Consider the following 23,023-nt stretch of genomic DNA (forward strand, 5'->3'; position numbering starts at 1 on the left):
GATTTACAGTTTAACAATAGATTAATTGACCGCAAACCGATATATCCGAGGTGACGCGGAGGGAAACAATGATCAAATTTTGAGCAAAAACTTAAGATTAAGGTTTATTCCATCTCCACAAAGCGCTCGTAGCTTTGCTTTAATTCCGGCATGGCTTTCTGAGCGGCGTTGTAGCCAATTTCAAAGAGCTGTTCACCGCGGGTAAAATCTGCGAACGGGTATGCCGATGTATCCGGTGTGATGAGGAAATCGCTTTCCGACATATGCATTTTTGCAAGTTCATATGAACTGACTTCAAGTACGCGATTCAGGGTTGAGAAATAGCCGACATGTTTCATTTCCGATGCGCGTGTTTGAGGCGTGTTTTTGCCAAACGTGGGGTGCAGCTTTGCGCCGACATCGACGGCGACGATATAGCCGGTCTGTTGTTTGCGTAAAACGGAGCTGGGTACATTGATGAGTACGCCGCCATCCACGAGAGCGAGGCCGTCGCGCCAGATAGGTTTGCCGAAAACCGGATAGTTGATGCTTTCGAGTACGCAACTGACCGCTTCGCCGCTGGAGCGAATCACCGCCTGGCCGGTAATCAAATCCGTTGAAATCGTATGTACGGGTAGCAGCAGCTGTTCGAGCTTGAGGTCTTTCAGATATTTGCGAAAGCGGTGTTCAATCAATCCAAAACGAAATAATGTCCACAGGTGAAATTGGGTTGCTTTAGGGAAATATGTGAGAATGCGCGGCGGTTTCATTTCATTGTTAAACAAGTTGAGCAAATGTTTTGGATTAAAACCGGCACCAAGTCCGACCGCAATAATGGCGCCAGCGCTAGTTCCCGCAACGCGGTCAAAATAAAGCCCCTGTTCTTCAAATGCTGCGATGACGCCAATATGCGCCAGACCATGCGCGCCGCCACCACCCAGTGCGAGGCCCAGTTGGACATCTCTGGCGATATGGTACAAACGTGTCAGATCTGCGGGCCGCACTTCTTTGTTATACGCATTATAGATACAACGTATAGGATCAAGGTGCGTGGAAATAGTGGATGGAGAGTTGTCAGCCAGATTGTATGACTTTGGCTGAATCCAGACAATCTGCAATCGGTTCTTCAGTTCGGAATGCTGCTTGAGTATCTGTTCCGCTTGATCAGTGATTGTCGCTGTTGCCGGTATATTTTGTTCCATAAACCACCAAATGCGTTCACATTGCAGCAGCAATTCCGCAGTTACCCGTGCGCCGAAGAGATCAACAAAAACATGGTCACATCGTTTTGTAGCAGCCGCTAAATCATGTAAAAATTTGAAATCCCCGCTAGCCTGGTTCAATGCATGGATAGGGAAAATGTTATTGTGCGCTGTTAATTCCCAGAATGATACGCGGTCGGTAAAAATTTCAATCCGTTTATTTTTGCTGGCGAAATAGCGTGCAATGGATTGCGCAATGAATGAAGTCAACTCTGTCGTCCGCACCAGCCCGATAATACCGTGTTTGTGACGTGAAATGCTTCGGGTTTGTGCGCCCAGTAACCACTTTCCGATGGTGCGGCTGAGTTTGATCGAAAACGCCGGTAATGCTTTGGTTAGCGCATAAAAGTCCCGTTTGGAGATTTCCAGCACGGTGGTGTCCATGATAGCGGTTGCCGTTGCGGCGCGACACCCGCCAATCAGCAAAGACAGTTCACCAAAATGATCGCCCTGCTGCAGAATATTGACGACCTGTTCGTTGCCATCTTCGCGCCGTATGCTCATGCGGACACGTCCATACAGAATGATGAACATACTTTTTCCAATTTCACCCTGTTGAATCAGTTTTTCGCCGCTTTTGAAAGTTCGGCGCGTGGCTGCATCGAAAATTCTTTGAGCGTCTTCCAGACTGAGATCACCGAATTCAAGGGTTGAAGTTTGGTTGCTGGCTATTGTGTCATTCACGGCATTGGTCTCGTAAATAGATCATGGCGGTTATTATCAAACAGGTTGATCTATAGCGGTAAAGCTGTTCTGGTCGCATTTTTAGATTTTTGTATCAAAAGAAAGACGGCGCCAATAATAAAAAAACTGTTTCAGAGAAGCCTACCCCGCCACGCTTCCTGGAACAGGCTCCCCGATTATTCTTCCAGTAATTCATAGGATGATCAAGCGCGCAGTTTGAATGTAAATACTGCGGCTATACATTTCTATGACATATCATGCGCCGGCAGGGCATTAAATCATACAAGCAACAGGACTTTGTTTCCGGTGTTAATCATGCGTTTATTTGTGATCACTGTCAGCAAACGGCCATCATTCAATTGTCCGCTTTTATTTGCATCACTCCCTCAATTGCGTTTTTCACTGGCCTTTCGGATATTGTGCGCTTCAAGCAAATTCTGTTAATCTTCTGTCTGACCTTCAAGTAAAAAGAATGAAACGGTGAACGCACGCAACGAAACCGATTGGTATTCTTTGGAACAATCTGTCAAGGATGGCAATGTGATACCTGTCATCGGCCCCGATGCCCTGATGGTGGTTCATAAAGGCAGGGGCATTCCGTTTTTCACCTGGTTTCAATCGATCTGCTGAAAAGCTTTCAGATCGAACCGGAGGTGGATATTGCGTAGCAGGCCCGGTTATTTCATCGGGCGGTTTCCGCTATTCTGGCAGCTAAAGGCAGTCCGAGAGTCAACAGCATATTCGGCGCGAGGTGTCGCGGCTTGTGGCGCAATACAGCGACATTGTCGAACCCGCCGGGAGTTTGCGCCTATTGGCCGGTATGCGCGCATTCACCCTGTTTGTCAGCCTTACGCCCAACAATATACTTGAACGCGTGATGCGCACTGTCAACCCTTCTTTAGTGATTAAAACCAGCAGCTATTCGCCACGCGATGCCTCGGAATCGCTGGACGATCTGTTATCGCGTCAGAGTGAATGCGGGATATTTCAGATGCTGGGTTCCTGCACCCAGGTTGGCAGCGGTTTTGCCATCCTTGAAGACGATACGCTGGAACATCTGTACCGGTTGCAATCTGACGGCACACGCCACATTACCACCATTTTGTCAGCATTGCGCCGCCAGGACAAATTGTTATTCAACTGCAATTTTTCGGACTGGCTTGGGCGCGCCATGTTGCGGCTGCTCAACAAAGACCGGTTTTACATGACCGATAAAGCCACGCTGGAATTTATCTGCCCGCAGGCCGATGATGCCGGGCTGCATGCTTTTCTGACGCAATACAGCCTCAATCCCATCGGTTTTGATGGACAGACGGACGCACTGATCCAAAAACTCGCGCAGATTTCCGAGGCCATGCAACCCCATTCACTGGCTATTTCCACATCGAAACCCAACGGCCGCGGCCCCACCATTTTTGTCAGTTACACCAGTGAAAATGCTGATTTTGTCCGCATGATTGCCGACAGATTGCTGAGTCTGGGCTTTAGCGATGTGTGGCTGGACCGGAAAAAGCTGATCGGCGGTGATGACTGGTTCGACCGCATTGATGAAGCGATTGAAAAATGTGATTTTTTTATGCCCATTCTTTCCCGCGAGGCCGACGCGCAGCGTGAAAAAGTTTTCTGGGGTGAATGGGCGGATGCCTTAAAGCGCGCCAGGCGTGTCAAAGATGTGTTCCTGATTCCTGTCGGTATTGATTCTGATTTTCCTGCCAAAGCCAGCTACCAACGCATTGCCGACGGCGAAACCGCAGTATTTTTTGATAAAACATCTTATTCATGCGCCACAGGGCATCCTCAGTCAAAAGGATTGCGATGCCTTGCGCGAACGATGCTACCGTTTTCAGGAGGCATCGCATGGCTGATACGGCTACATTTACGTGTATTGACGCCGAACATCCCTGGCCCTGGCTCGAAGCGTTTCCCGAGTATGCCGCATCGTTTTTCAACGGACGCGATGAAGACAGCGAAGCGCTGTTACGCTGCGTATTTGCTGCACCGGTTGCCATATTGTTCGGTAAATCCGGCCTCGGTAAATCCTCACTGTTGCAGGCAGGCTTGTTTCCGCGTTTGCGTAAGGAGCGGCTGCTGCCGGTCTACGTGCGGCTCAGCCATGACATGCATGCGGCAGGTGTATCCGAACAAATCGCGCGGCAATTTCATGCACAATTAAAGGCATCATTGCTGAAAGCTTATGCTGGCATCGCGCAACATATACAAAATACTGCCAGTGAATCCCTGTAGATGCAACTGCATCACGCCGGATTCGAATTACGCGACGAAGCGGATCGGCGCTAGGCGCCGGTTTTTGTATTGGATCAGTTTGAAGAAATTTTCACCCTCGGTGCAGCAGATCTGGAACGGCAAAAGCAGATGTTTTATGAGCTCGGTGACCTCATGGAAAACCGCATTCCCAAAACACTGGCCGAGCGCATGCATGCCGATACCGATGGTTGTCTGTATGAGCAGCTCAATCTGGACGCCCAGCATTACCGCTTTTTGCAGTCATTGCGTGAGGACTATCTGCCCGATCTCGAAGAATGGACGGACCGGATTCCCCGGCTCGGCTCCAATCGTTACCGCCTGCTGCCGATGATCGATGCGCAGGCCGTTGATGCTGTCATTAAGACGGGCGGCAAACTGGTCACACCCAGTGATGCGCAAAACATTGTCCACTATCTGACGCACACGCAAACTGACAGTAAATCCGCACCAGCGGCGGCAACGTGCACGCGTAGAACCCGTGCTGCTCAGTCTGATCTGTTCCGGCCTCAACGCCGAACGGCTCGCAGACAAAAAACCCCGATTGAAAACGGACAACCTCGCCAAAGAAGGCAGCCTTATTGTTGAACGATTTTATGACACCGTGTTCACAGGATTACCTGAGTCCGTACGCGATTTTTCCGAGCAGTGTTTGATTACCACGGATGGCGTGCGCCTGCCGTATCCGCTGCGCTCCATCGCAACCGAACAACTGGCCACTGCTGAGCAGATCCAGAAACTCATCGATAAGCGCCTGATCCACCGTGAAAATCATGAAGACGGCGATCGTATCGAACTGGTTCACGACCGTCTTGCCCAGATTGTGCTACAACGCAGACAAGCCGGTGCGCAACGCAAACAAGCGCTCCAGCAACAAAAAATAAGGCGTCGCTGGGTGATCGGTATTGTCACGGTCTTCATCGCATTAATCGTCTTTGCCGGATTGATGTTTGATGCCCGGCAACAAGCGCCCAAAGCCAAAACAAAAGCGCAGCAGGCCTGGCTGGATGCCACCGCGATGCGCCTGGCCGCAGAAGGGGAATCGATGACTTCCGGCGCGCGCTTCGGCGGTACCAACAAGGGCTGTTCAAAGTACTGGCCGGTCATCGGCTGTCGCGCTCGGCCAATACCGATGAAACTTTACAGGCTGAATACCGCAAACACTCTGCGCTGATATTTGTGCGTGAACTCCCGGATGCTGCTCGGAGTGTCACGTTCAGCCCGGATGGCCGGCGCATTGTTTCGGGGAGTACGGACAACACGCTACGGCTGTGGGCAGTGTTTGAAGGCTGGGCTGATGCCTTGTGCCGCAGACTCGGCCGCAACATGTCGCAACAGGAATGGCGGGAATGGGTATCGCCGGATATGCCGTATCTCGAACAATGTCCGGGTTTGCCCGTCCCGTCAGATGCCCCTGATGTACCGGATACGCATGACGAATAAGCACTCAGACTGGCCAATCCGCGCTTGATTTGCGCGAATGTCAGGGTGGTGAATGCCAGTCACCGCCTGGGTAACAAGCACAATTATGGATCAGATCCTACTGGCTGGCGGTAAGCTGTGCGTTCAGTCAATTCAATGTCTACACCGGCTTTGGCGCTAAAATATTTTTCTCTGATATCCAGTATACTCACAGAGATATCATCCGCTTCAAATAATCGAATAACATAGACATGAACACCAAAAAAGAAACGCATACGCCGATGATGCAGCAATATCTGCGCATCAAAGCGCAGTATGCCGACATGCTGCTGTTTTACCGCATGGGGGATTTTTACGAACTGTTTTTTGACGATGCCGTGAAAGCGGCGAGCCTGCTGGATATTACGCTGACACGGCGCGGTACTTCCGCCGGAGAGCCGATCAGGATGGCGGGGGTGCCTTATCATGCGGCTGAGCAGTATCTGGCCCGGCTGGTGAAACTGGGCGAATCGGTTGCTATTTGTGAACAGGTGGGCGATCCGGCCACGAGCAAGGGGCCTGTGGCGCGTGAAGTGGTGCGGATTGTGACGCCGGGCACGCTCACCGATGCTGCATTGATGGAAGACAAACGCGACTGTATCCTGCTTGCATTGTTTGTGCATGAATCAACACTCGGGCTGGCGTGGTTGAATCTGGCGGCGGGGCAGTTACGCGTGATGGAAACATCGCCAGAGCATCTTGTCAGCGAGCTGGAACGGTTGCAACCGGCTGAAATTCTGACGCCAGAGTCCTGTCAATCGGTTAAAGGCTTAAGTGATGATTGGATATTAAAGTATCTGCCGCCCTGGCAATTTGATCTGGACAGCGCGATAAACAGCCTGACGCGGCAGTTTGATACGCATGATCTTTCCGGTTTTGGCTGCGAGGATTTAACGACGGCACTGTGTGCCGCCAATGCTTTGCTCGAATATGCCCGGCTCACGCAGGGCAAGACTGTGATTCATGTCACTTCCCTACAGGCCGAGCGCGGCAGCGTTTATGTGCGGATGGACGCGGCCACCCGGCGCAACCTGGAAATTTCGGAAACCATACGTGGCGAACGCTCCCCAACATTGCTGTCCTTGCTCGATACCTGTGCCACCAGCATGGGCAGCCGTTTGTTGCAATTCTGGCTGCATCATCCGCTGCGCGATTTGTCCGCCATCCAGCAGCGTCTGGACAGTGTGACCGATCTGATTGGCCGCACGGTTTATTCGAGCGTTCATGACTGCCTGCGGCATGTGGTCGATGTCGAACGCATTACTGCGCGTATTGCACTGAAATCCGCGCGCCCGAGGGATTTGTCCGGTCTGCGCGACAGTTTGAAGCATCTGCCCGAAGCAGTAAAAGCACTTTCCGGCTGCACAGCCAAAAAAATTGTGTTACTGGCGGATGATATATCGCCCGATCCGGCACTGGTCGATCTCCTGGAAAAATCGATACAGCCGGAACCGGGTGTGGTATTGCGCGAAGGCAACGTGATCGCCGACGGTTATGATGCCGAACTTGATGAGTTGCGTACCCTACAGAATAATTGCGGCGAATTTCTGCTGCAACTCGAAACGCGCGAGAAGGAACGTACCGGTATTCCCAATCTGAAGGTGGAATATAACCGCGTGCATGGTTTTTATATTGAAGTTACGCATGCGCATACCGACAAGATTCCTGACGACTATCGGCGCAGGCAGACGCTTAAAAGCGCTGAAAGGTATATCACGCCGGAGCTCAAGACGTTTGAAGACAAAGCGCTGGTGGCACAGGACCGGGCGCTGGCACGGGAAAAATTCCTGTATGATGAGCTGCTGAACCGGCTGGCGGCGTCTGTTCAGTTGTTGCAGAAGGTTGCTGCCAGCGTGTCTGAGATTGATGTTTTGTGCACTTTTGCGGAGCGTGCGCAGTCACTCGATTATACTGCGCCGGTGTTATCGCATGACAACATGATTGATATCGAAACGGGACGCCACCCGGTGGTTGAACGCCAGGTGGAAAATTATATCCCCAATGATACACAATTGGGTCAGCATCATTACAGCAAGCATCAGATGCTGATGATTACCGGCCCCAATATGGGCGGCAAGTCCACGTATATGCGGCAGGTTGCTCTGATTGCGTTATTGGCGCATTGTGGCAGTTTTGTACCGGCGCAGAAAGTACATATGGGTATTCTGGATCAGATTTTCACCCGCATCGGTGCATCGGACGATCTGGCCGGCGGGCGCTCAACGTTTATGGTGGAAATGACAGAAACCGCCAATATTTTGCATAATGCAACCGCGCAAAGCCTCGTGCTCATGGATGAAGTCGGTCGCGGGACATCGACGTTTGACGGACTCGCGCTGGCTTTCGCCATTGCGCGTTATCTGTTGACCAGAAACCAGAGTTGCACGCTGTTTGCAACGCATTACTTTGAACTCACCAGGCTGGCCGAAGAATTCAAGCAAATTCGCAATGTGCATCTGGATGCTGTAGAGCATAAAAACCGCATCGTTTTTCTGCATAAAGTTACCGCAGGGCCCGCGAGCCAGAGTTACGGCCTGCAAGTCGCCGCATTGGCGGGCGTTCCCAATCAGGCAATACGGATAGCTAAAAAACACCTGGCTGAGCTGGAGAAAAACAATGCGGAAAAAAAACCGCAACTGGATTTGTTTTTCAGTGAGCTGGGAGAGTCTGAAGCCAGCAATGCTGGTATCCAGGAAAATCCCGTCATTCCGTTGTTGCGCGCGATTTCGCCTGATGAACTGACACCACGGCAGGCGCTTGATCGGCTTTATCAGCTGAAGCAGATTCTGGATGAACAGCAGACAGCAGAATAAACGGTTAATTCACGGGTTATCGCGATGAATAAATCAGCAATCAATAACAGGTTAATGCAAGCTATCTGTGTCATCGCGGCAACGTAAAAACACGCTCAAATGCTTATTTACTATCCATAAACGCCGCTTTTATCTGTTTTTGCCTTGTATCGGTTGCTTCCAAAACATTTTTCACTGACCTGTTAATGCGCGTGACCGTGCGGACCATGTACATGCTGATGTGAAATTTCTTCCTCTGTCGCCGGACGTATGTCCGTCACGGTACACGCAAAGTTGAGCGTCATGCCTGCCAGAGGGTGGTTTCCGTCTACGACAACCTTGTCGTCAGCAATCTCAGTTACTGTATAAATCAAGACATCATCCGAGTCTTCGGCGCCGCCTTCAAAGCGCATACCGACCGCAACATTTTCAGGAAAAACATTGCGCGGTTCAATGCGCACCAAAGTACTGTCATATTCTCCAAAGGTATTTTCTGGCTCCATTGAGACAGTACAGGTGTAACCGACTTCTTTCTCCTGCAGCGCTTCTTCAACCATTGGGAAAATACCGTCATAACCACCATGCAGGTAACTGATCGGTTCATCTGTTTTTTCAATAATTTTTCCTGATGAATCAGTTAGCTCATAGTGAAGCGATACTACAGTATCTTTATTTATACATATATTCATTTTAAACCTCGTGAATTCAATTTAAAAATAATGCAAGCACCGAGCCTGAGACAGGCCGTGACATATCCACCCTAGGCGTCCAGCACTGCAATGGCAATGGTTACAAAACCCAGAATCAGGTTTAATCCAATTAGGACGCGTATCTGTATCAATGAAATGCCTGCCAGCTCCCATTCTTCCGCAGCCACATAACGTTTGAGTTTACGATATGCGGTAAAAAAAACATAAATAAATATCAACATCATCATGGACCCGATAGCAAACATCAGATACACATTAAAGGGCAGTCTTCCAAATCCGCCCATTTGCGAGATCATGTGCAGTCCACTTGCCAGAATAACTGTTATCGATAACCAGACCCAATGAAAAAAACTGGCAAAGATTGCCTGCCAGAATTTAAGCATCTGCGGTGATGGCAACAGCTGATATACAACCGGTCTCAATACCATATAGGCAAAGAACATACCACCTACCCAAATAACAACACCCAGCAGATGCAGGATTTTCAGGGTTCCCATGTTGATTCCTCTACAAATAATCTAAAATTTAACGCTTTATATTCTCGATTGTTTTAACAGGCGCGAAGCTTCTGCGATGAATTTCCGTTATACCATACGTTTGTAAAGCAGCAATATGCCGCTTTGTTGGATAACCTTTATGCCGGTCAAATCCATAGTCTGGGAAACGTTGATGCAATATTTTCATTTCAGCATCGCGCGCTGTTTTTGCCAGAATAGACGCTGCTGATATTTCCGGAATCAAAGCATCACCTTTGATTACGGTATGTACGGTAATTTCAAGCACCGGACCGTGCTTTCCATCCACCATCACAAGATCGGGTTTATACGGTAATTGCTCGACAGCTCTTTTCATAGCCAGCAATGTGGCTTGCAATATATTCAGCCGGTCAATTTCAGAAACCGATGCCGATGCAACCGTCCATGCTTTTGCATATTGTTTGATTGTATTTGCCAGCTCAGCGCGTCTTTTTTCACTTAATTGTTTTGAATCCGCCAAGCCGTCAATTTTGTGACATGCATCCAATATGACGCATGCTGCATAGACCGGTCCAGCCAGCGGCCCTCGACCGGCTTCGTCTACGCCACAAACCAGTTGCGTCAGTGTTAAAGCTGAATGCAAAAATAGGCTTCCTGAATTCCGGTAATCAACATTGATTAAACACTTCTGGAAGTGCACATCAGCTTAGCCTCAGTGACCAGTTGATTATCGACCTCCGCACGTGCCGCATATTTCCACAATCCTTTTATCTGACGTTCGATTGAAACTTTGAGTATCAGTTGATCTCCAGCGGTCACAGGTTTTTTGAAGCGAACGCCGTCAATACCCACAAAATAATAAACGGAATCCTCTTTGTGGGTGTTTCCTTCGGTTTTCAGCGTAAGCACCGCAGCAGCTTGCGCCAGTGCTTCAATAATCAGTACGCCGGGCATGACAGGATGATGCGGAAAATGTCCTGGAAAAAAAGGTTCGTTGATTGAAACGTTTTTTAAAGCCACGATACTTTTCCCAGTTTCAATGGAAATAACTTTATCCACCAACAAAAATGGATAGCGATGCGGTAAGTATTTCAGAATTTCATGGATATCCATGGCACTCATTTAATTCCCTTTTTTAATTCATACATTTTAATCATTACAACTGACAAAAGCAGATCGACTACTTTTTTTGTTAAATGCTATTGTTTACGATCATTCTTTTTATTTTCTTTTTCTGAGTTCAGAACCTCAATTACCAAGTCAGTAATATCGATGCGTTGACTGCGAAACACAGAATCCTGCAATTGCAAAATAAGATCATAGTTTTCTTTTTCTGCAATATGTTTAATGGCTTTGTCAGTCAGTTCCAAAATTACACCATATTCTTCGTTTTGACGCACGGTTAAATCTTCACGCATCTGGCGCTGTGCGCGTTGATAGTTACGGCTCAGGTTAGCCAGTTCCCGCTCTAATTCGCGCCTGTCGGTCTCACTCATGTCAGCGCCTTTTTTTTCCAGTTTATCCTGCAGCGTTTTGGCTTGTTTTGCCATTTCTTTGATTTCTACATCACGTGGAATGAATTCCTGATCAATTTTTTGTTGCGCTTTGAGTGCCGGCGATGACTCACGCAGAATTTTCTCGGTATTTACGACGCCTATTTTTATATTATCAGCATAAACAGGAGGTATTCTGTTTAACGACAACATAATTATTGCCGCAATAAGAAGGTAACAAAGATTCCACCGCAGAAGTTTGAAGTTCAATAGAATTCCCCTGACTGGTTTTAGCTCGATTTAAAATTGCTGTCCAAACAGAAACTGGAACATTTGTAAATTATCTTCCGGTTTATCGTTGAGCGGCTTGGCAAGACTGACTTTTAGAGGCCCCATTGGCGAAATCCAGGTAACCGCAAGCCCCGCAGAGAAACGCAATTCTTCACTAAACTGATCCTTATTATTAAATACCGAGCCCGCATCAATAAATGTACTTAAACGGACAGACCGATCGTCTTTCATAAACGGCATCGGGAATAGCACTTCCAGGTTGCCGACCAGACGTTTACTGCCGCCCAGTGAAAACCTTCTGTCGCTATTTGGAACCAGTTCCTTGGGGCCTAATGAATTCAAATCATAACCACGTACGGAATTGTTACCGCCTGCAAAAAAGTTTTTAAAGAAAGGCAACGGTTTTCCAGCGTATCCGTCACCGATACCAAATTCGGTATTCAGCAACAGTGTAAATGTTTGAGTTAACGGGTAATAAAATTTTTGATTATAACTGGCTTTGTAATAATTCAGATCTGCACCCGGGATACTGATTTCGCCAAACAAGCGATGCGTGGTACCTGATGTGGTATAAATTGCGCTGTCACGCCGATCACGCGCCCAGCTGACGGTAACCGGTAAGTTGTTTGTTGTTTTACCAAATTCATTTACAAAGTCGACTGTACGCTGAAGACTATCTTCAAAAACGCCAATTTTGGTTTGTTCCGCGCCTACGCCAAAAGACACAATGTCGTTTTCAGCTATGGGTATACCAAAGCGCATGGTGGCGCCTGAAGTCGTTGTTCTGAACGCATTGACTCTGGATAGGCGGGATGTGTTCAAATTTCTTCTAAATACATCAAAGCCCAGGCTGATACCGTCCACTGTAAAATAGGGATTGGTAAAGGAAGCAGCAAAAACACGATTAATACGCCCTGTGTTGACTTGCAGGCTTAAAAAATTTCCGGTACCAAAAATATTGTTTTGCGAAACAGAGCCATTGAGTATCAAACCTTCACGATCGGAAAAACCCGCACCAAACATGATCGCGCCAGTCGGTTTTTCAACAACATCTATATTGATGTCCACTTGATCGGGTGCATCTGGCACCGGGGGCGTCTCTACATTAACACTGTTAAAAAAGAATAATCTATCAACACGTTGCCGCGATAGATTGATTTTTGAAGTAGAATGCCAGCCACCTTCCATTTGACGAAATTCACGGCGTATAACCTCGTCTCTTGTACGATCATTGCCCGATATATTGATACGACGCACATAGGCACGACGTCCCGGATCGACAAAAAACGTAAAGCCTGCTTGCTGGTTTTCGTGATCCAGGTCAGGTGCTGCGTTCACATTTGCAAATGCATAACCATCATCACCTAAACGGTCTGATATGAGTTTTACGGATTCCGTTAATTTTTCGCGTGCAAAAACTTCACCGGGTTGAAGCAAGATCAACTTTTTCAGTTCTTCTTCCGGCACCAGCAATTCACCAGCAAGTTTGATATCCGAAACGGTATATTGTTCACCTTCAGAAACATTAACCGTGATATAAATATCTTTCATATCCGGCGTAATTGATACTTGTGTGGAATCTATGCTGAATTCCAGATAACCGCGATCGAGATAATATGAGCGCAATGATTCCAAATCTGCAGATAATTTTTGCTTGGAATATTGGTCATTCTTGGTGAACCAGGTCAGTAAACCCGGGGTTGTCAGCACAAACAGTCCGCGTAGCGTTTTATCCTCAAATGCAGCATTTCCGACAAAATTGATTTGCTTAATACGTGCTGTGCGCCCTTCGTCAATATCGAAATTAATACTGACTCGATTGCGTTCCAGGGGAGTCGTGGTAGTGGTTATTTTAACTGCATATTTTCCGGTACTCAGGTATTGTCTTTTCAGTTCCTGCTCGGCCCGGTCCAATAGCGAACGGCTAAAAATACGAGATTCAGATAACCCGGCTTGCTTCAGGCCTTCCTTGAGCTTGTCTTTCTCAAATGCTTTAGCGCCATTGATGTTGATTTGTGCAATTGCGGGACGTTCTTCAACTTTTACAATGAGCACACCATGCTCGGTTTTTAACTGCACATCTTTAAAAAACCCGGTTGCATATAGGGCCTTGATCGCGGCGGTTGCTTTTGTTTCATCAATGGTATCACCCACTTTCACCGGTAGATAGCTAAAAACTGTCCCGGCTTCGGTTCGTTGTATACCCTCTACACGGATATCTTGAACGACGAAGGATTGATCGGCCCACACAGAAAAAGCGCAAAAAAAACCAGCAAGCGCAACAACAAGCTTGAATTTCATTATCTAACCGGTCGTCAGCCTATTGATGTCGTTATAGATCGCAAATGTCATCAGTGTAAACAACATCATTAATCCCACTTTCTGCCCAATAATAATGGTTTTTTCAGAAACAGGAGACCCCTTGATTATTTCGACGATATAATACATTAAATGTCCACCATCCAGAATCGGTATAGGCAGCAGATTCAAAACTCCCAGGCTGACGCTGATCAATGCCAGAAATGCAAGATACGAAACCAGCCCCATCTGTGCTGATTGACCTGCATAATCGGCTATCGTGATAGGGCCACTTACATTCTTCCAGGAAACATCACCTGTAATCATTTTAGAGAGCATGCGCAAGGTGAGCACTGTTGTCTCCCAGGTTTTGTTTATCGCTATCATGACAGCCTCTGCAGCTGGATAAGTCACCGTGACACGCAGCGCATCAAACAAGGATTGATCAACTTTCGGCATAATACCAATACGTCCAATTTTTTGACCATTTTCAGTGACTGTTTCAGGCGTTATATTCAAAACAATAATTTGATCGTTGCGTAAAACATCTATAACAAGGGCGCGTCCCGGGTTTGCCTGTACTTCAGGAACAAACTCGATCCAGCTATAAATATCCTTATCGTTGACCGCCAGAATTTCATCGCCTGTTTGTAATCCAGCACGCTCTCCTGCGCCACCAGCCATCACTTCCGCGATAATTGGTTTGATTTCGGGTTGATAAATATTAAATCCGATCTTACCGAGCACGTTTCCTTCCAGTTCATCCGGATGCACGCCGCTCAAATCAAGCTGGCGCCAGTTGATTTCACCTTTCTGATTAGTTGTTTCAACATTAACAACGGGAGACCGGTTAACCGCATACCGCAATAGTGTCCAGCGCGCATCCTGCCAGCTTTCAACTAATTCATTTTCAATACTGACAATGGTTTCACCTTCCTCAAACTGTGCCTGCGCTACCGGCGTATCCGGTACAGCGGGTCCTAACATGGGCTTGATGCCTTCTACACCGAGAATAAACATGAACCAATACATCACAATCGCTAATAAGAAATTAGCGAGCGGTCCGGCAGCAACAATTGCAAAACGGCGTGCAACTGGTTGACGGTTGAAGGCGCGTGACAGATCCTGTTTTGCGACTATGCCTTCATTTTCATCCAGCATTTTGACATAACCACCCAGTGGAATCGCCGCAACGACCCACTCTGTCTGATCTTTGCCCAAACGTTTGCGGAAAACAGGTCGACCGAATCCTACTGAGAATCGCAGCACTTTAACTCCGTTCAATCTCGCAACCAGATAATGGCCAAACTCGTGGAAGGTAATCAGTATGCCTAAAGCGATGATAAAAGACGCAAGTGTGTATAAAATTGACATGTCAACTCACTGTGTAAAATAGTATCGGGACAGGTTTGCTTTTGTGATTAGTACATCGCGGAAAATTCGATAGGATCATATAGTCACATTCTTTCTTTCACATAACACTATTTTGTAGAAACACTATCTTAACATTAGTAAAATCAAAGCAGCACAGAAATGTTCGGATTGATTATGTAGAAAATTTGAGCCAATCACGCGCTACTTCACGGGCAACGTTGTCAACCGCAAGTAAATCGGTCAATGATTGAATTGTCTCCCGTTTCACTTCTTTCATGACATGCTCAATCATTGTTGGAATGGCGGTAAAAGACATTTTTTCTTCAAGAAATGACTCAACAGCTATTTCATTGGCGGCGTTGAGTACAGCGGGCATATTATCTCCTATTTCAAGTGCCTGATAAGCAAGTTTTAAGCATGGAAATCTTTTAAAATCAGGCGCCTCAAAATCAAGACGAGCAACTTCAAACATATTTAACGATGCAACGCCACTTTCTATCCTCTCAGGGTAACCCATTGCATGCGCTATCGGGGTGCGCATATCCGGATTTCCAAGTTGCGCCAGTACAGATCCGTCAATGTATTCAACCATTGAATGAATAACGCTTTGCGGATGTATAACTACCTGTATATTTTCGGCTGGCGCATTAAATAACCAATGCGCCTCGATTACTTCCAGACCTTTGTTCATCATCGTCGCGGAATCAACTGAAATTTTCCTTCCCATATCCCAATTCGGATGCGCACATGCTTGTTCTGGTGTCACATGTACCAAAGAATCCAGTGATACTTCTCTAAAAGGGCCGCCAGAGGCGGTAAGTAAAATACGACGAATACCTTTGGTCGGTAAATTTCCATTAAAGTCATGTGGAAGCGACTGGTGTATCGCATTATGTTCGCTGTCAATAGGCAACAAGGTTGCATTATGTTGATGAACTGTATCCATAAAAATACGGCCTGCCATAACCAGTGTTTCTTTATTGGCCAGCAATACCAGCTTGCCTGCTTGTGCCGCAGCAAATGTCGGACGTATGCCGGCTGCGCCGACAATAGCTGCCATTACAACATCTACTTCCGGAAGTGATGCGACTTTTTCCAGGGATTCCACACCGGCTAAGACTGTCGTATCCAGGTCGCTCTGATTAATTGCATGCGCCAATCGTTCAGCATGCGCAGGATTCAGCATTACAGCAAAGCGAGGTTGAAACTGTCGACATTGTGCCAGCAATTTTTCTACATTGTTGTTGGCAGTCAGTGCAACAACCTTGAACAGATTCGAATGACGATTAACAACATCGAGCGTACTTTCACCGATACTGCCTGTAGAACCTAGAATTGTCAGATGACGTATTTTGTTCATAATTGAAGGGTATTAAAAATCAGTAATGCCAGAATGGCCAAAGGTAAGGCGGCCGTCAGCGCATCTATGCGGTCCAGAATGCCGCCATGTCCGGGCAGGATTTTTCCGCTGTCTTTAACACCTGCCTGACGTTTAATCAAAGATTCGAACAAGTCACCCAAAATACCAAGTACGGCAAGCAATACCAGTAATGGAACAAGTGTCGTCATATAATCACCTTTGGTAAATACATGCACCCAGACAAATCCGTAAACGATTACTGCCAGCATTGCCCCGGCCACTCCCTCCCAAGTCTTGCCCGGACTGATATGGGGTGCAAGTTTATGTTTGCCAAATGTACGTCCGGTGAAGTAAGCCGCTGTGTCAGAAATCCAGATAGTACCCATAAAGCCCAATAATAAAAAAGGATTGATGGCACGCAGCTGATATAAAGCGAGTGCGGTCGGCAGCAGCAACACCCAGCCAATCAGCATCGAGACAACGACATTATTTGTTACTTCCGATTTTTTTAATAGAAAAGGTACATAAGCCACCCAGAAAACAGCTGATAATGTGTAAATCCAGATCAAAACCGGTGTATAAGCATTGATTTCTGTTGCCATATTTAATAAAAACAATAATTCTCCACCCAGCAACGTCGTCAAAGTCATATAGATAGCAGTATTTTTTACCGAAAATCGGGCTAAATATGACCACTCGCGTGCGCCGATTACGGTCAGCGTCAACAATAAGATTGCCCAGAAGATATCCTGTAAATAGAATAATGCCGATAAAAATAAAGGAAGAACAATGACTGCTGTAAGGATACGCGCTTTTAGCATAAATATTCTTCAGCAAAATGTAATCTTACGAAAGCGGTATATTGAATGCCTCAACAAAACAATCATGCACAACCTTTATTGTTGAATCTGTTCGCTGGTCTGACCAAAACGCCGCTCCCGTTGCTGGTATGACTGAATGGCCAGATCAAATTCATTTTCATCAAAATCCGGCCAAAGTGTATCGGTAAAATATAATTCTGTGTAGGCAAGCTGCCATAATAAAAAATTGCTAATGCGGCATTCTCCACCTGTACGTATAAACAAATCGGGTTCCGGCGCATAATTCATGGAAAGATATTGCGCAAGATTTTTTTCTTCAAAATAAAGCGGCAATTCAGTTGATTTCTCGATCATCTGTTGCATGGCCTGCATGATATCCCAGCGCCCACCATAGTTAGCTGCAATTGTCAGCGTCAGCTTGGAATTATGCGCTGTTAATTGTTCGCCCTTTTGTATAAATTGAACAATTTTAGATTCAAACTTTGAAACATCGCCGATGACTTTGAAGCGAATACCATTTTCATGAAGTTTGGTTATTTCCTGCTCCAGTGCACCGGTAAATAACTGCATCAGAAAAGATACTTCATCAGCAGGGCGTCGCCAATTTTCACTGCTGAAAGCAAACAGTGTAAGATACTCAATACCATGCTCTGAGCAAGCCTTGATGACGCTGCGAACAGTTTCTACTCCCTGTTTATGCCCGGCCATGCGAGGCATATATCGCTTTCTTGCCCAACGTCCATTACCATCCATAATGATGGCTATATGTTTCGGTACCGGTCCTGTTTCAGGTATTTCTCGCGTGGAGCTTGTACCATGAGACATATCAAATAGCCATTAATTCGGCTTCTTTAGTTTGTAAAATATTTTCAATTTCAGCGATATAATGATCTGTTATTTTTTGTATTTCATCCTGACCGCGACGTTCTTCATCTTCTGAAATTTCTTTGGACTTTAATAATTCTTTTAACTGCGAATTGGCATCTCGACGAATATTACGCATGGCTACGCGAACATTTTCCGCCTCATGCTTCACTACTTTTGTAAGCTCCCTGCGGCGTTCTTCAGTTAATGGTGGCATGGGAACACGAATTGCTTCGCCTACAGACATGGGGTTGAGTCCAAGATCAGAGTCACGGATAGCCTTTTCGATAGCACCCGCCATCTTTTTTTCCCATGGAATTACGCCGATAGTGCGCGCATCAATCAAATTAACATTGGCTACTTGATTGACAGGTGTGGGCGCGCCATAGTAATCGACCATAACATGATCAAGCAAACCGGTATGCGCCCGCCCGCTTCTTACCTTGCTCAGATCGACTTTCAGAGCATCTAGACTTTTTTGCATTTTTGTTTCAGCAGATTTTTTTACGTCGGCAATCATAATAATTTTCCCATAAGCAGCGCCATTTGCAGAAATAAATAACAAACGAGAATTAAGGCTATTGTTTTATAGATACTAATTAAATCATCACAAAGGTTCCTTCATCTTCACCAATGATGATGCGTTTAAGTGCACCTGGTTTGAAAATACTGAATACATTGAGTGGTAATTTTTGGTCTCTGCATAATGTAAGCGCGGTTGCATCCATAACTTGCAAGTTCTTGGCAATCGCTTCATCGAAGGATAATTTTGAAAAACGTGTTGCCTGAGGATTTACTTGGGGGTCACTTGAATATATGCCATCCACTTTGGTCGCTTTCAACACAATGTCTACACCCATTTCCATACCGCGTAAAGCTGCGGCAGTGTCTGTGGTAAAAAAAGGATTTCCGGTGCCGGCTGCAAAAATAACAATCCAACCTTCTTTTAAATAACGCATTGCCTTACCGCGAATATAAGGTTCCACAACTTGATCAATACGCAAAGCCGATTGAATACGGGGTATCAATCCCACTCGTTTCATTGCATCTTGTAACGCCAAGGCATTCATCACCGTTGCCAGCATACCCATATAATCGGCTGTAACACGCTCCATATCGCCATTGGCAGACTTCATGCCACGAAAGATATTGCCACCACCGACTACAATAGCAATTTCCACACCTAGTTTGTTAACTTCTTCAATTTCAGCAACAATCCGCCTGATCACTATTTGATTGATACCATAATTATCCTCGCCCATCAGGGCTTCTCCGGATAGTTTAAGTAAAATACGCTGATATCGAGTTGTCATGAACAGTATGATTTAAAATAAGAATACGACATCAAGTTTACTTTGTCTGTCCCATTTGTGCTTTGACTTCTTCTGCAAAATTTTCTGTTTTCTTTTCGATACCTTCACCCACGACAAACATTGTAAAACTGTTCACAGTTGCAGATTTTTTGGCTAACAACTTTTCGACTGTCTGGTCTGGATCTTTCACAAAAGGCTGACCAAGCAATGTGACTTCTGCCAAATATTTAGCAATGCGGCCATCAACCATTTTTTCGATAATTTCGGCTGGTTTGCCGCTTTCGGCTGCCTGAGCGGAAAATATCTGGCGCTCATGCTCAAGCACTTCTGAAGACACCTGTTCTTTGGAAACACACATCGGTTTACTGGCTGCAATATGCATAGCCAGGTCTTTACCCAGTGCCTCATCTCCACCTTTATAATCGACCATGACACCAATTTTGGTTCCATGTAAATAAGAAGCCAACTGGTTATCAGTTATATGACAAGCACATCGGCGTATGCTGATATTTTCACCAAGCTTCATTATAAGCGCTTTACGCATGGCTTCAACAGTTTCTCCGCCAGATAATGGCGTTTCACCAAGCAATTGAACATCAGTAATATTCTTTGCAGCTATTAGTTCAGCCAAGTCATTGGCGAATTTGATTAGATCTTCATTCTTAGCAACAAAATCAGTTTCGCAGTTAACTTCAACCAGTGCACCACTCTGACTATTGGCAGCAATGAAAACACCGACAACACCCTCTGCAGCAATGCGTCCTGCCGCCTTGTTTGCTTTTGCGCCACTTTTAATTCTTAGCAGATCTTCGGCTGCTTTCATATCACCGTCAGTTTCTGTCAGTGCTTTTTTGCATTCCATCATACCAAGGCCGGTTAACTCACGTAATTCTTTAACCATGTTTGCGGAAATCGCCGCCATATTTGATTTACTCCAGATACAATTTTAAATAAGAATAATGAACTCTGAATGCCAATATTCATCAGCATGATGTAAACTTTTATTTTCTAATGTGCAAAAATTAATTCAAATCTTCTGATAAACAAAGTTATTTTCAATAATGAAAATCCGCGCACATTAGAAATTAAGTCCACTAGAAATAAGAGGCGATTTCGCCTCTTATCTAAGTTAGTCTTCAGTACTCATTTCGACGATTTCCTGAATCGCCTGATTGCGTCCTTCCAGAACCGCATCCGCTACACCGCGTGCATACAAACGTATGGCCCGGCTGGAATCATCATTGCCCGGGATAATATAATGCAATCCATCAGGATTATGGTTGGTATCCACCACGCCAACTACCGGTATCCCTAGTTTTTCAGCTTCCGTAATGGCACCTTTCTGGTAACCCACATCCACTACAAACATTGCGTCAGGCAAGCCTTTCATTTCCTTGATGCCACCTAGGCTGGCATTTAATTTATCCAGCTCGCGCTGCATATCCAGCGCTTCTTTTTTTATCATCTTGTCCAGCATTCCATCCTGTATCATCGACTCCATGTCATGCAAACGCTTAATGGATTGTTTGATAGTCTTGAAATTGGTCAGCATACCGCCGAGCCAACGCTGATCAACATAGGGAGAACCACACCTCGCAGCTTCCTCTCGTATGATATCGCGTGCCTGGCGTTTGGTGCCGACGAATAAAATAACACCCTTGTTTGCGGATAATTGGCGCACATAGTTCATGGCTTCTTGATACATTTCCAGTGTGCGTTCCAGATTGATGATATGGATCTTATTGCGGTGGCCAAAGATGTAGGGTGCCATTTTTGGATTCCAGAAGCGTGTTTGATGACCAAAATGAACACCTGCTTCCAGCATTTGACGCATTGTTACTGACATAAATTCTCCATTAAGGGTTGAGCCTCCATCCATCAAGTGACTTCGTACTGTCAATAGCGAAGCACCCTCTTAAAAATAAATCAGATGAATGTGTGAAATAAAAATAATAAATAGATAAAAAATGCTTGTTGCTTACCGCAGATAATTGCGCGCAATCAAGCAGAATCATATCATCCTGCCATTATAGCATTTTCCAGCGGGCACTCAAGCTGACTGATATTGAGTGTTGCATGTCATTACCAGGTTGATGGAGTTAGTGGAAGTTAAGGAAGGAAATTAAACAAACTGAAAAGACGGCTAAAATATCATGTCCATAGGAGATCATCCTAATCATGAACAGCCTGCCAGGTGATCGCTTTATGTTGTACACGAAGAATTTCCCATTTTTTCTTTCAGGCGCTGGAGATCATGAATCTGTATGTGTTTGTTCTTTACTGAAATAACAGCCTCTTCCTGTAATTTTGAAAAAGCGCGGCTTACAGTTTCCAGCTTCAATCCGAGATAACTTCCAATTTCTTCACGTGTCATTCGCAAATTAAAATTGGTTTCTGAATAACCACGAATGGCAAGCCGACGCGACATATTCAGCAGAAAGTTTGCCAGACGCTCTTCGGCTTTCATGCCGCCGAGCAGCAGCATGACGCCATGATCGCGCACTATTTCACGACTCATTATTTTATGAAAATGATGCATGAGTGATGGGATTATGCTGCTGATTTTCTCAAGTTTAGCGAAAGGAATTTCGCACACTTCACTGTCTTCCAAAGCGATGGCATCGCAGGTATGCAGCTCAGTACTGATCGCATCCAGGCCAAGCAATTCGCCTGTCATGTGAAACCCCGTTACTTGTTGTCGGCCGTCCTCTTCCAGAATGCAAGTTTTTAGAAAACCACTTTTTACTGCATATAACGATTGGAATTTTGTACCTGCGCGGTACAAATAGCCGCCACGTTGAACTTTTCGTTTATGTCCTGTCACTTCTGTGAGTACTTCGATTTCTTGGTCATTCAAACCGACCGGCAAACATAGTTCGCGCAGGCTGCATGTAGCACACCCGGTACGTAATTGAGCAACATCAAAATTTGTAGCGACAAAACTTTCAGGTAACAAAACGTATTTACTCCGAATGGCAAATTATAGTTTTTAATTCTTTTAGTTGATCTGGATCAAAACCTGATGGCCACGCCGTAATTATAATTCTACTGATATTATAGAACGATGTGTTGATTCTTTTTTATTGTCCCTAAATCGACCATAGGTTGATATTGGTAAAAATCACCGTATTCATGCGATTACTTAAGGATGAGAATGATCAGGATTATACGTTATATCCTGGGTCTGAGAGATTTGTAAAATAGCTTAATGTGCAAAAACTTATATTTCGCGAATCAATAAAGGAGGCATGTGTGGCGGTCGCAGGCTTCGATCGTTATGTATCTCCATTTACCATTCTGTGGTGCATTATGCCTTTCTGTCAATCCGCATCATGGCTGATCCGCAACTATCCATTGATCGTTCGATTAAGCAATTCCAGGAAATAAGTGTTTATTATTTAACAATTGGCGTGCCGGACTTTAATCTGCGAACGCTACTAACAACAAGCCACAAACAAAATGAAACTGCAAATCGAAAATTAAATAATGGACGCTATAAAAACAGCCCAACGAGCGAGGGATGGCACGATCGGAATTGAATTGATTTCTGGACTACCGAGACAAAGTATAAAAAATTTTAACT

At 45.7% G+C, this 23,023-nt stretch carries 24 protein-coding genes and 1 pseudogene; 8 read left to right on the plus strand and 17 right to left on the minus strand.

The genetic code is table 11. The features are described from left to right. Positions 1-104: 104 nt before the first annotated feature. A complete protein-coding gene (locus tag C8R11_RS02825; protein WP_107794368.1) occupies positions 105-1,925 on the minus strand; it encodes a patatin-like phospholipase family protein in 1,821 nt (606 codons plus the stop codon). A 480-nt stretch (positions 1,926-2,405) separates the two neighbouring features. Between C8R11_RS02825 and C8R11_RS15985 the strand changes: the two genes are divergently transcribed. The 6 genes and pseudogenes from C8R11_RS15985 to C8R11_RS02850 all read left to right on the plus strand — a co-directional run bounded on the left by C8R11_RS15985 (position 2,406) and on the right by C8R11_RS02850 (position 5,630). After that, positions 2,406-2,555, plus strand: coding sequence for a hypothetical protein (locus C8R11_RS15985; RefSeq protein ID WP_181258135.1), 150 nt, complete (start codon positions 2,406-2,408; stop codon positions 2,553-2,555). Between the two features lie 724 nt (positions 2,556-3,279). Then, positions 3,280-3,630: pseudogene (locus C8R11_RS17095) on the plus strand (toll/interleukin-1 receptor domain-containing protein); the annotation flags it as partial. A gap of 152 nt (positions 3,631-3,782) precedes the next feature. Then, positions 3,783-4,169 (plus strand): nSTAND1 domain-containing NTPase, encoded by a 387-nt coding sequence (locus C8R11_RS17100; RefSeq protein ID WP_425320572.1) that lies wholly within the window; start codon positions 3,783-3,785, stop codon positions 4,167-4,169. Between the two features lie 69 nt (positions 4,170-4,238). Then, the gene (locus tag C8R11_RS02840) at positions 4,239-4,775 is read left to right on the plus strand and encodes a hypothetical protein (protein WP_107794371.1); all 537 of its coding nucleotides are present in this window, start codon (positions 4,239-4,241) and stop codon (positions 4,773-4,775) included. Beyond that, the gene (locus C8R11_RS02845; RefSeq protein WP_146159056.1) at positions 4,732-5,361 is read left to right on the plus strand and encodes a hypothetical protein; all 630 of its coding nucleotides are present in this window, start codon (positions 4,732-4,734) and stop codon (positions 5,359-5,361) included. The genes C8R11_RS02840 and C8R11_RS02845 overlap by 44 nt, the downstream gene beginning before the upstream one ends. 5 nt (positions 5,362-5,366) lie before the next feature. Beyond that, on the plus strand, positions 5,367-5,630 hold the full coding sequence (locus C8R11_RS02850; RefSeq protein WP_107794373.1) for a WD40 repeat domain-containing protein: 264 nt from the start codon (positions 5,367-5,369) through the stop codon (positions 5,628-5,630). Between the two features lie 83 nt (positions 5,631-5,713). On the opposite strand, the gene C8R11_RS15990 is transcribed toward C8R11_RS02850, so the two are convergent. Next, the gene (locus C8R11_RS15990) at positions 5,714-5,884 is read right to left on the minus strand and encodes a hypothetical protein (protein ID WP_181258136.1); all 171 of its coding nucleotides are present in this window, start codon (positions 5,882-5,884) and stop codon (positions 5,714-5,716) included. On the opposite strand from C8R11_RS15990, the gene mutS reads away from it, so the two are divergent. Then, a complete protein-coding gene (mutS, locus tag C8R11_RS02855) occupies positions 5,861-8,461 on the plus strand; it encodes a DNA mismatch repair protein MutS (RefSeq protein ID WP_107794374.1) in 2,601 nt (866 codons plus the stop codon). The genes C8R11_RS15990 and mutS overlap by 24 nt on opposite strands. Positions 8,462-8,643: 182 nt before the next feature. Here the strand turns inward: mutS and C8R11_RS02860 are convergent, their stop codons facing one another. The 15 genes from C8R11_RS02860 to fnr all read right to left on the minus strand — a co-directional run bounded on the left by C8R11_RS02860 (position 8,644) and on the right by fnr (position 22,396). Then, positions 8,644-9,123, minus strand: coding sequence for an FKBP-type peptidyl-prolyl cis-trans isomerase (locus C8R11_RS02860; protein ID WP_090696642.1), 480 nt, complete (start codon positions 9,121-9,123; stop codon positions 8,644-8,646). 77 nt (positions 9,124-9,200) lie between these two features. Then, positions 9,201-9,647, minus strand: coding sequence for a hypothetical protein (locus tag C8R11_RS02865; protein WP_090696275.1), 447 nt, complete (start codon positions 9,645-9,647; stop codon positions 9,201-9,203). 28 nt (positions 9,648-9,675) lie between these two features. Continuing rightward, positions 9,676-10,269 (minus strand): ribonuclease HII, encoded by a 594-nt coding sequence (gene rnhB, locus C8R11_RS02870; RefSeq protein ID WP_244907523.1) that lies wholly within the window; start codon positions 10,267-10,269, stop codon positions 9,676-9,678. 35 nt (positions 10,270-10,304) lie between these two features. Then, a complete protein-coding gene (gene fabZ / locus C8R11_RS02875) occupies positions 10,305-10,748 on the minus strand; it encodes a 3-hydroxyacyl-ACP dehydratase FabZ (RefSeq protein WP_107794375.1) in 444 nt (147 codons plus the stop codon). 77 nt (positions 10,749-10,825) lie between these two features. Continuing rightward, positions 10,826-11,332 (minus strand): OmpH/Skp family outer membrane protein, encoded by a 507-nt coding sequence (locus C8R11_RS02880; protein WP_090696272.1) that lies wholly within the window; start codon positions 11,330-11,332, stop codon positions 10,826-10,828. Positions 11,333-11,419: 87 nt separating this feature from the next. Then, positions 11,420-13,711, minus strand: a complete 2,292-nt coding sequence (gene bamA, locus C8R11_RS02885; protein ID WP_107794376.1) for an outer membrane protein assembly factor BamA — start codon at positions 13,709-13,711, stop codon at positions 11,420-11,422. Between the two features lie 3 nt (positions 13,712-13,714). Beyond that, entirely contained in the window at positions 13,715-15,082 is a 1,368-nt protein-coding gene (gene rseP, locus C8R11_RS02890) for an RIP metalloprotease RseP (RefSeq protein ID WP_107794377.1), read from the minus strand. Between the two features lie 172 nt (positions 15,083-15,254). After that, positions 15,255-16,442 carry a 1-deoxy-D-xylulose-5-phosphate reductoisomerase gene (gene ispC / locus C8R11_RS02895; RefSeq protein ID WP_146159057.1) on the minus strand — a complete coding sequence of 396 codons (1,188 nt, stop codon included), beginning with the start codon at positions 16,440-16,442 and terminating at the stop codon, positions 15,255-15,257. Beyond that, entirely contained in the window at positions 16,439-17,263 is an 825-nt protein-coding gene (locus C8R11_RS02900; RefSeq protein WP_107794378.1) for a phosphatidate cytidylyltransferase, read from the minus strand. The genes ispC and C8R11_RS02900 overlap by 4 nt, the downstream gene beginning before the upstream one ends. 75 nt (positions 17,264-17,338) lie before the next feature. Then, positions 17,339-18,088 (minus strand): undecaprenyl pyrophosphate synthase, encoded by a 750-nt coding sequence (locus tag C8R11_RS02905; RefSeq protein WP_107794379.1) that lies wholly within the window; start codon positions 18,086-18,088, stop codon positions 17,339-17,341. 1 nt (position 18,089) lies between these two features. Then, positions 18,090-18,647 (minus strand): ribosome recycling factor, encoded by a 558-nt coding sequence (frr, locus tag C8R11_RS02910; protein ID WP_107794380.1) that lies wholly within the window; start codon positions 18,645-18,647, stop codon positions 18,090-18,092. Between the two features lie 79 nt (positions 18,648-18,726). Further along, positions 18,727-19,440, minus strand: coding sequence for a UMP kinase (gene pyrH, locus C8R11_RS02915; RefSeq protein ID WP_107794381.1), 714 nt, complete (start codon positions 19,438-19,440; stop codon positions 18,727-18,729). Between the two features lie 37 nt (positions 19,441-19,477). Further along, on the minus strand, positions 19,478-20,362 hold the full coding sequence (gene tsf / locus C8R11_RS02920; RefSeq protein ID WP_107794382.1) for a translation elongation factor Ts: 885 nt from the start codon (positions 20,360-20,362) through the stop codon (positions 19,478-19,480). A 207-nt stretch (positions 20,363-20,569) separates the two neighbouring features. After that, positions 20,570-21,286 (minus strand): 30S ribosomal protein S2, encoded by a 717-nt coding sequence (gene rpsB, locus C8R11_RS02925; RefSeq protein WP_107794383.1) that lies wholly within the window; start codon positions 21,284-21,286, stop codon positions 20,570-20,572. A gap of 357 nt (positions 21,287-21,643) precedes the next feature. Next, positions 21,644-22,396 (minus strand): fumarate/nitrate reduction transcriptional regulator Fnr, encoded by a 753-nt coding sequence (gene fnr / locus C8R11_RS02930; RefSeq protein WP_107794384.1) that lies wholly within the window; start codon positions 22,394-22,396, stop codon positions 21,644-21,646. Positions 22,397-22,688: 292 nt separating this feature from the next. On the opposite strand from fnr, the gene C8R11_RS02935 reads away from it, so the two are divergent. Further along, positions 22,689-22,979, plus strand: a complete 291-nt coding sequence (locus tag C8R11_RS02935; RefSeq protein ID WP_107794385.1) for a hypothetical protein — start codon at positions 22,689-22,691, stop codon at positions 22,977-22,979. Positions 22,980-23,023 lie beyond the last annotated feature (44 nt).

Source organism: Nitrosomonas aestuarii (assembly GCF_003046585.1).
In the GTDB taxonomy this organism is placed as follows: domain Bacteria; phylum Pseudomonadota; class Gammaproteobacteria; order Burkholderiales; family Nitrosomonadaceae; genus Nitrosomonas; species Nitrosomonas aestuarii.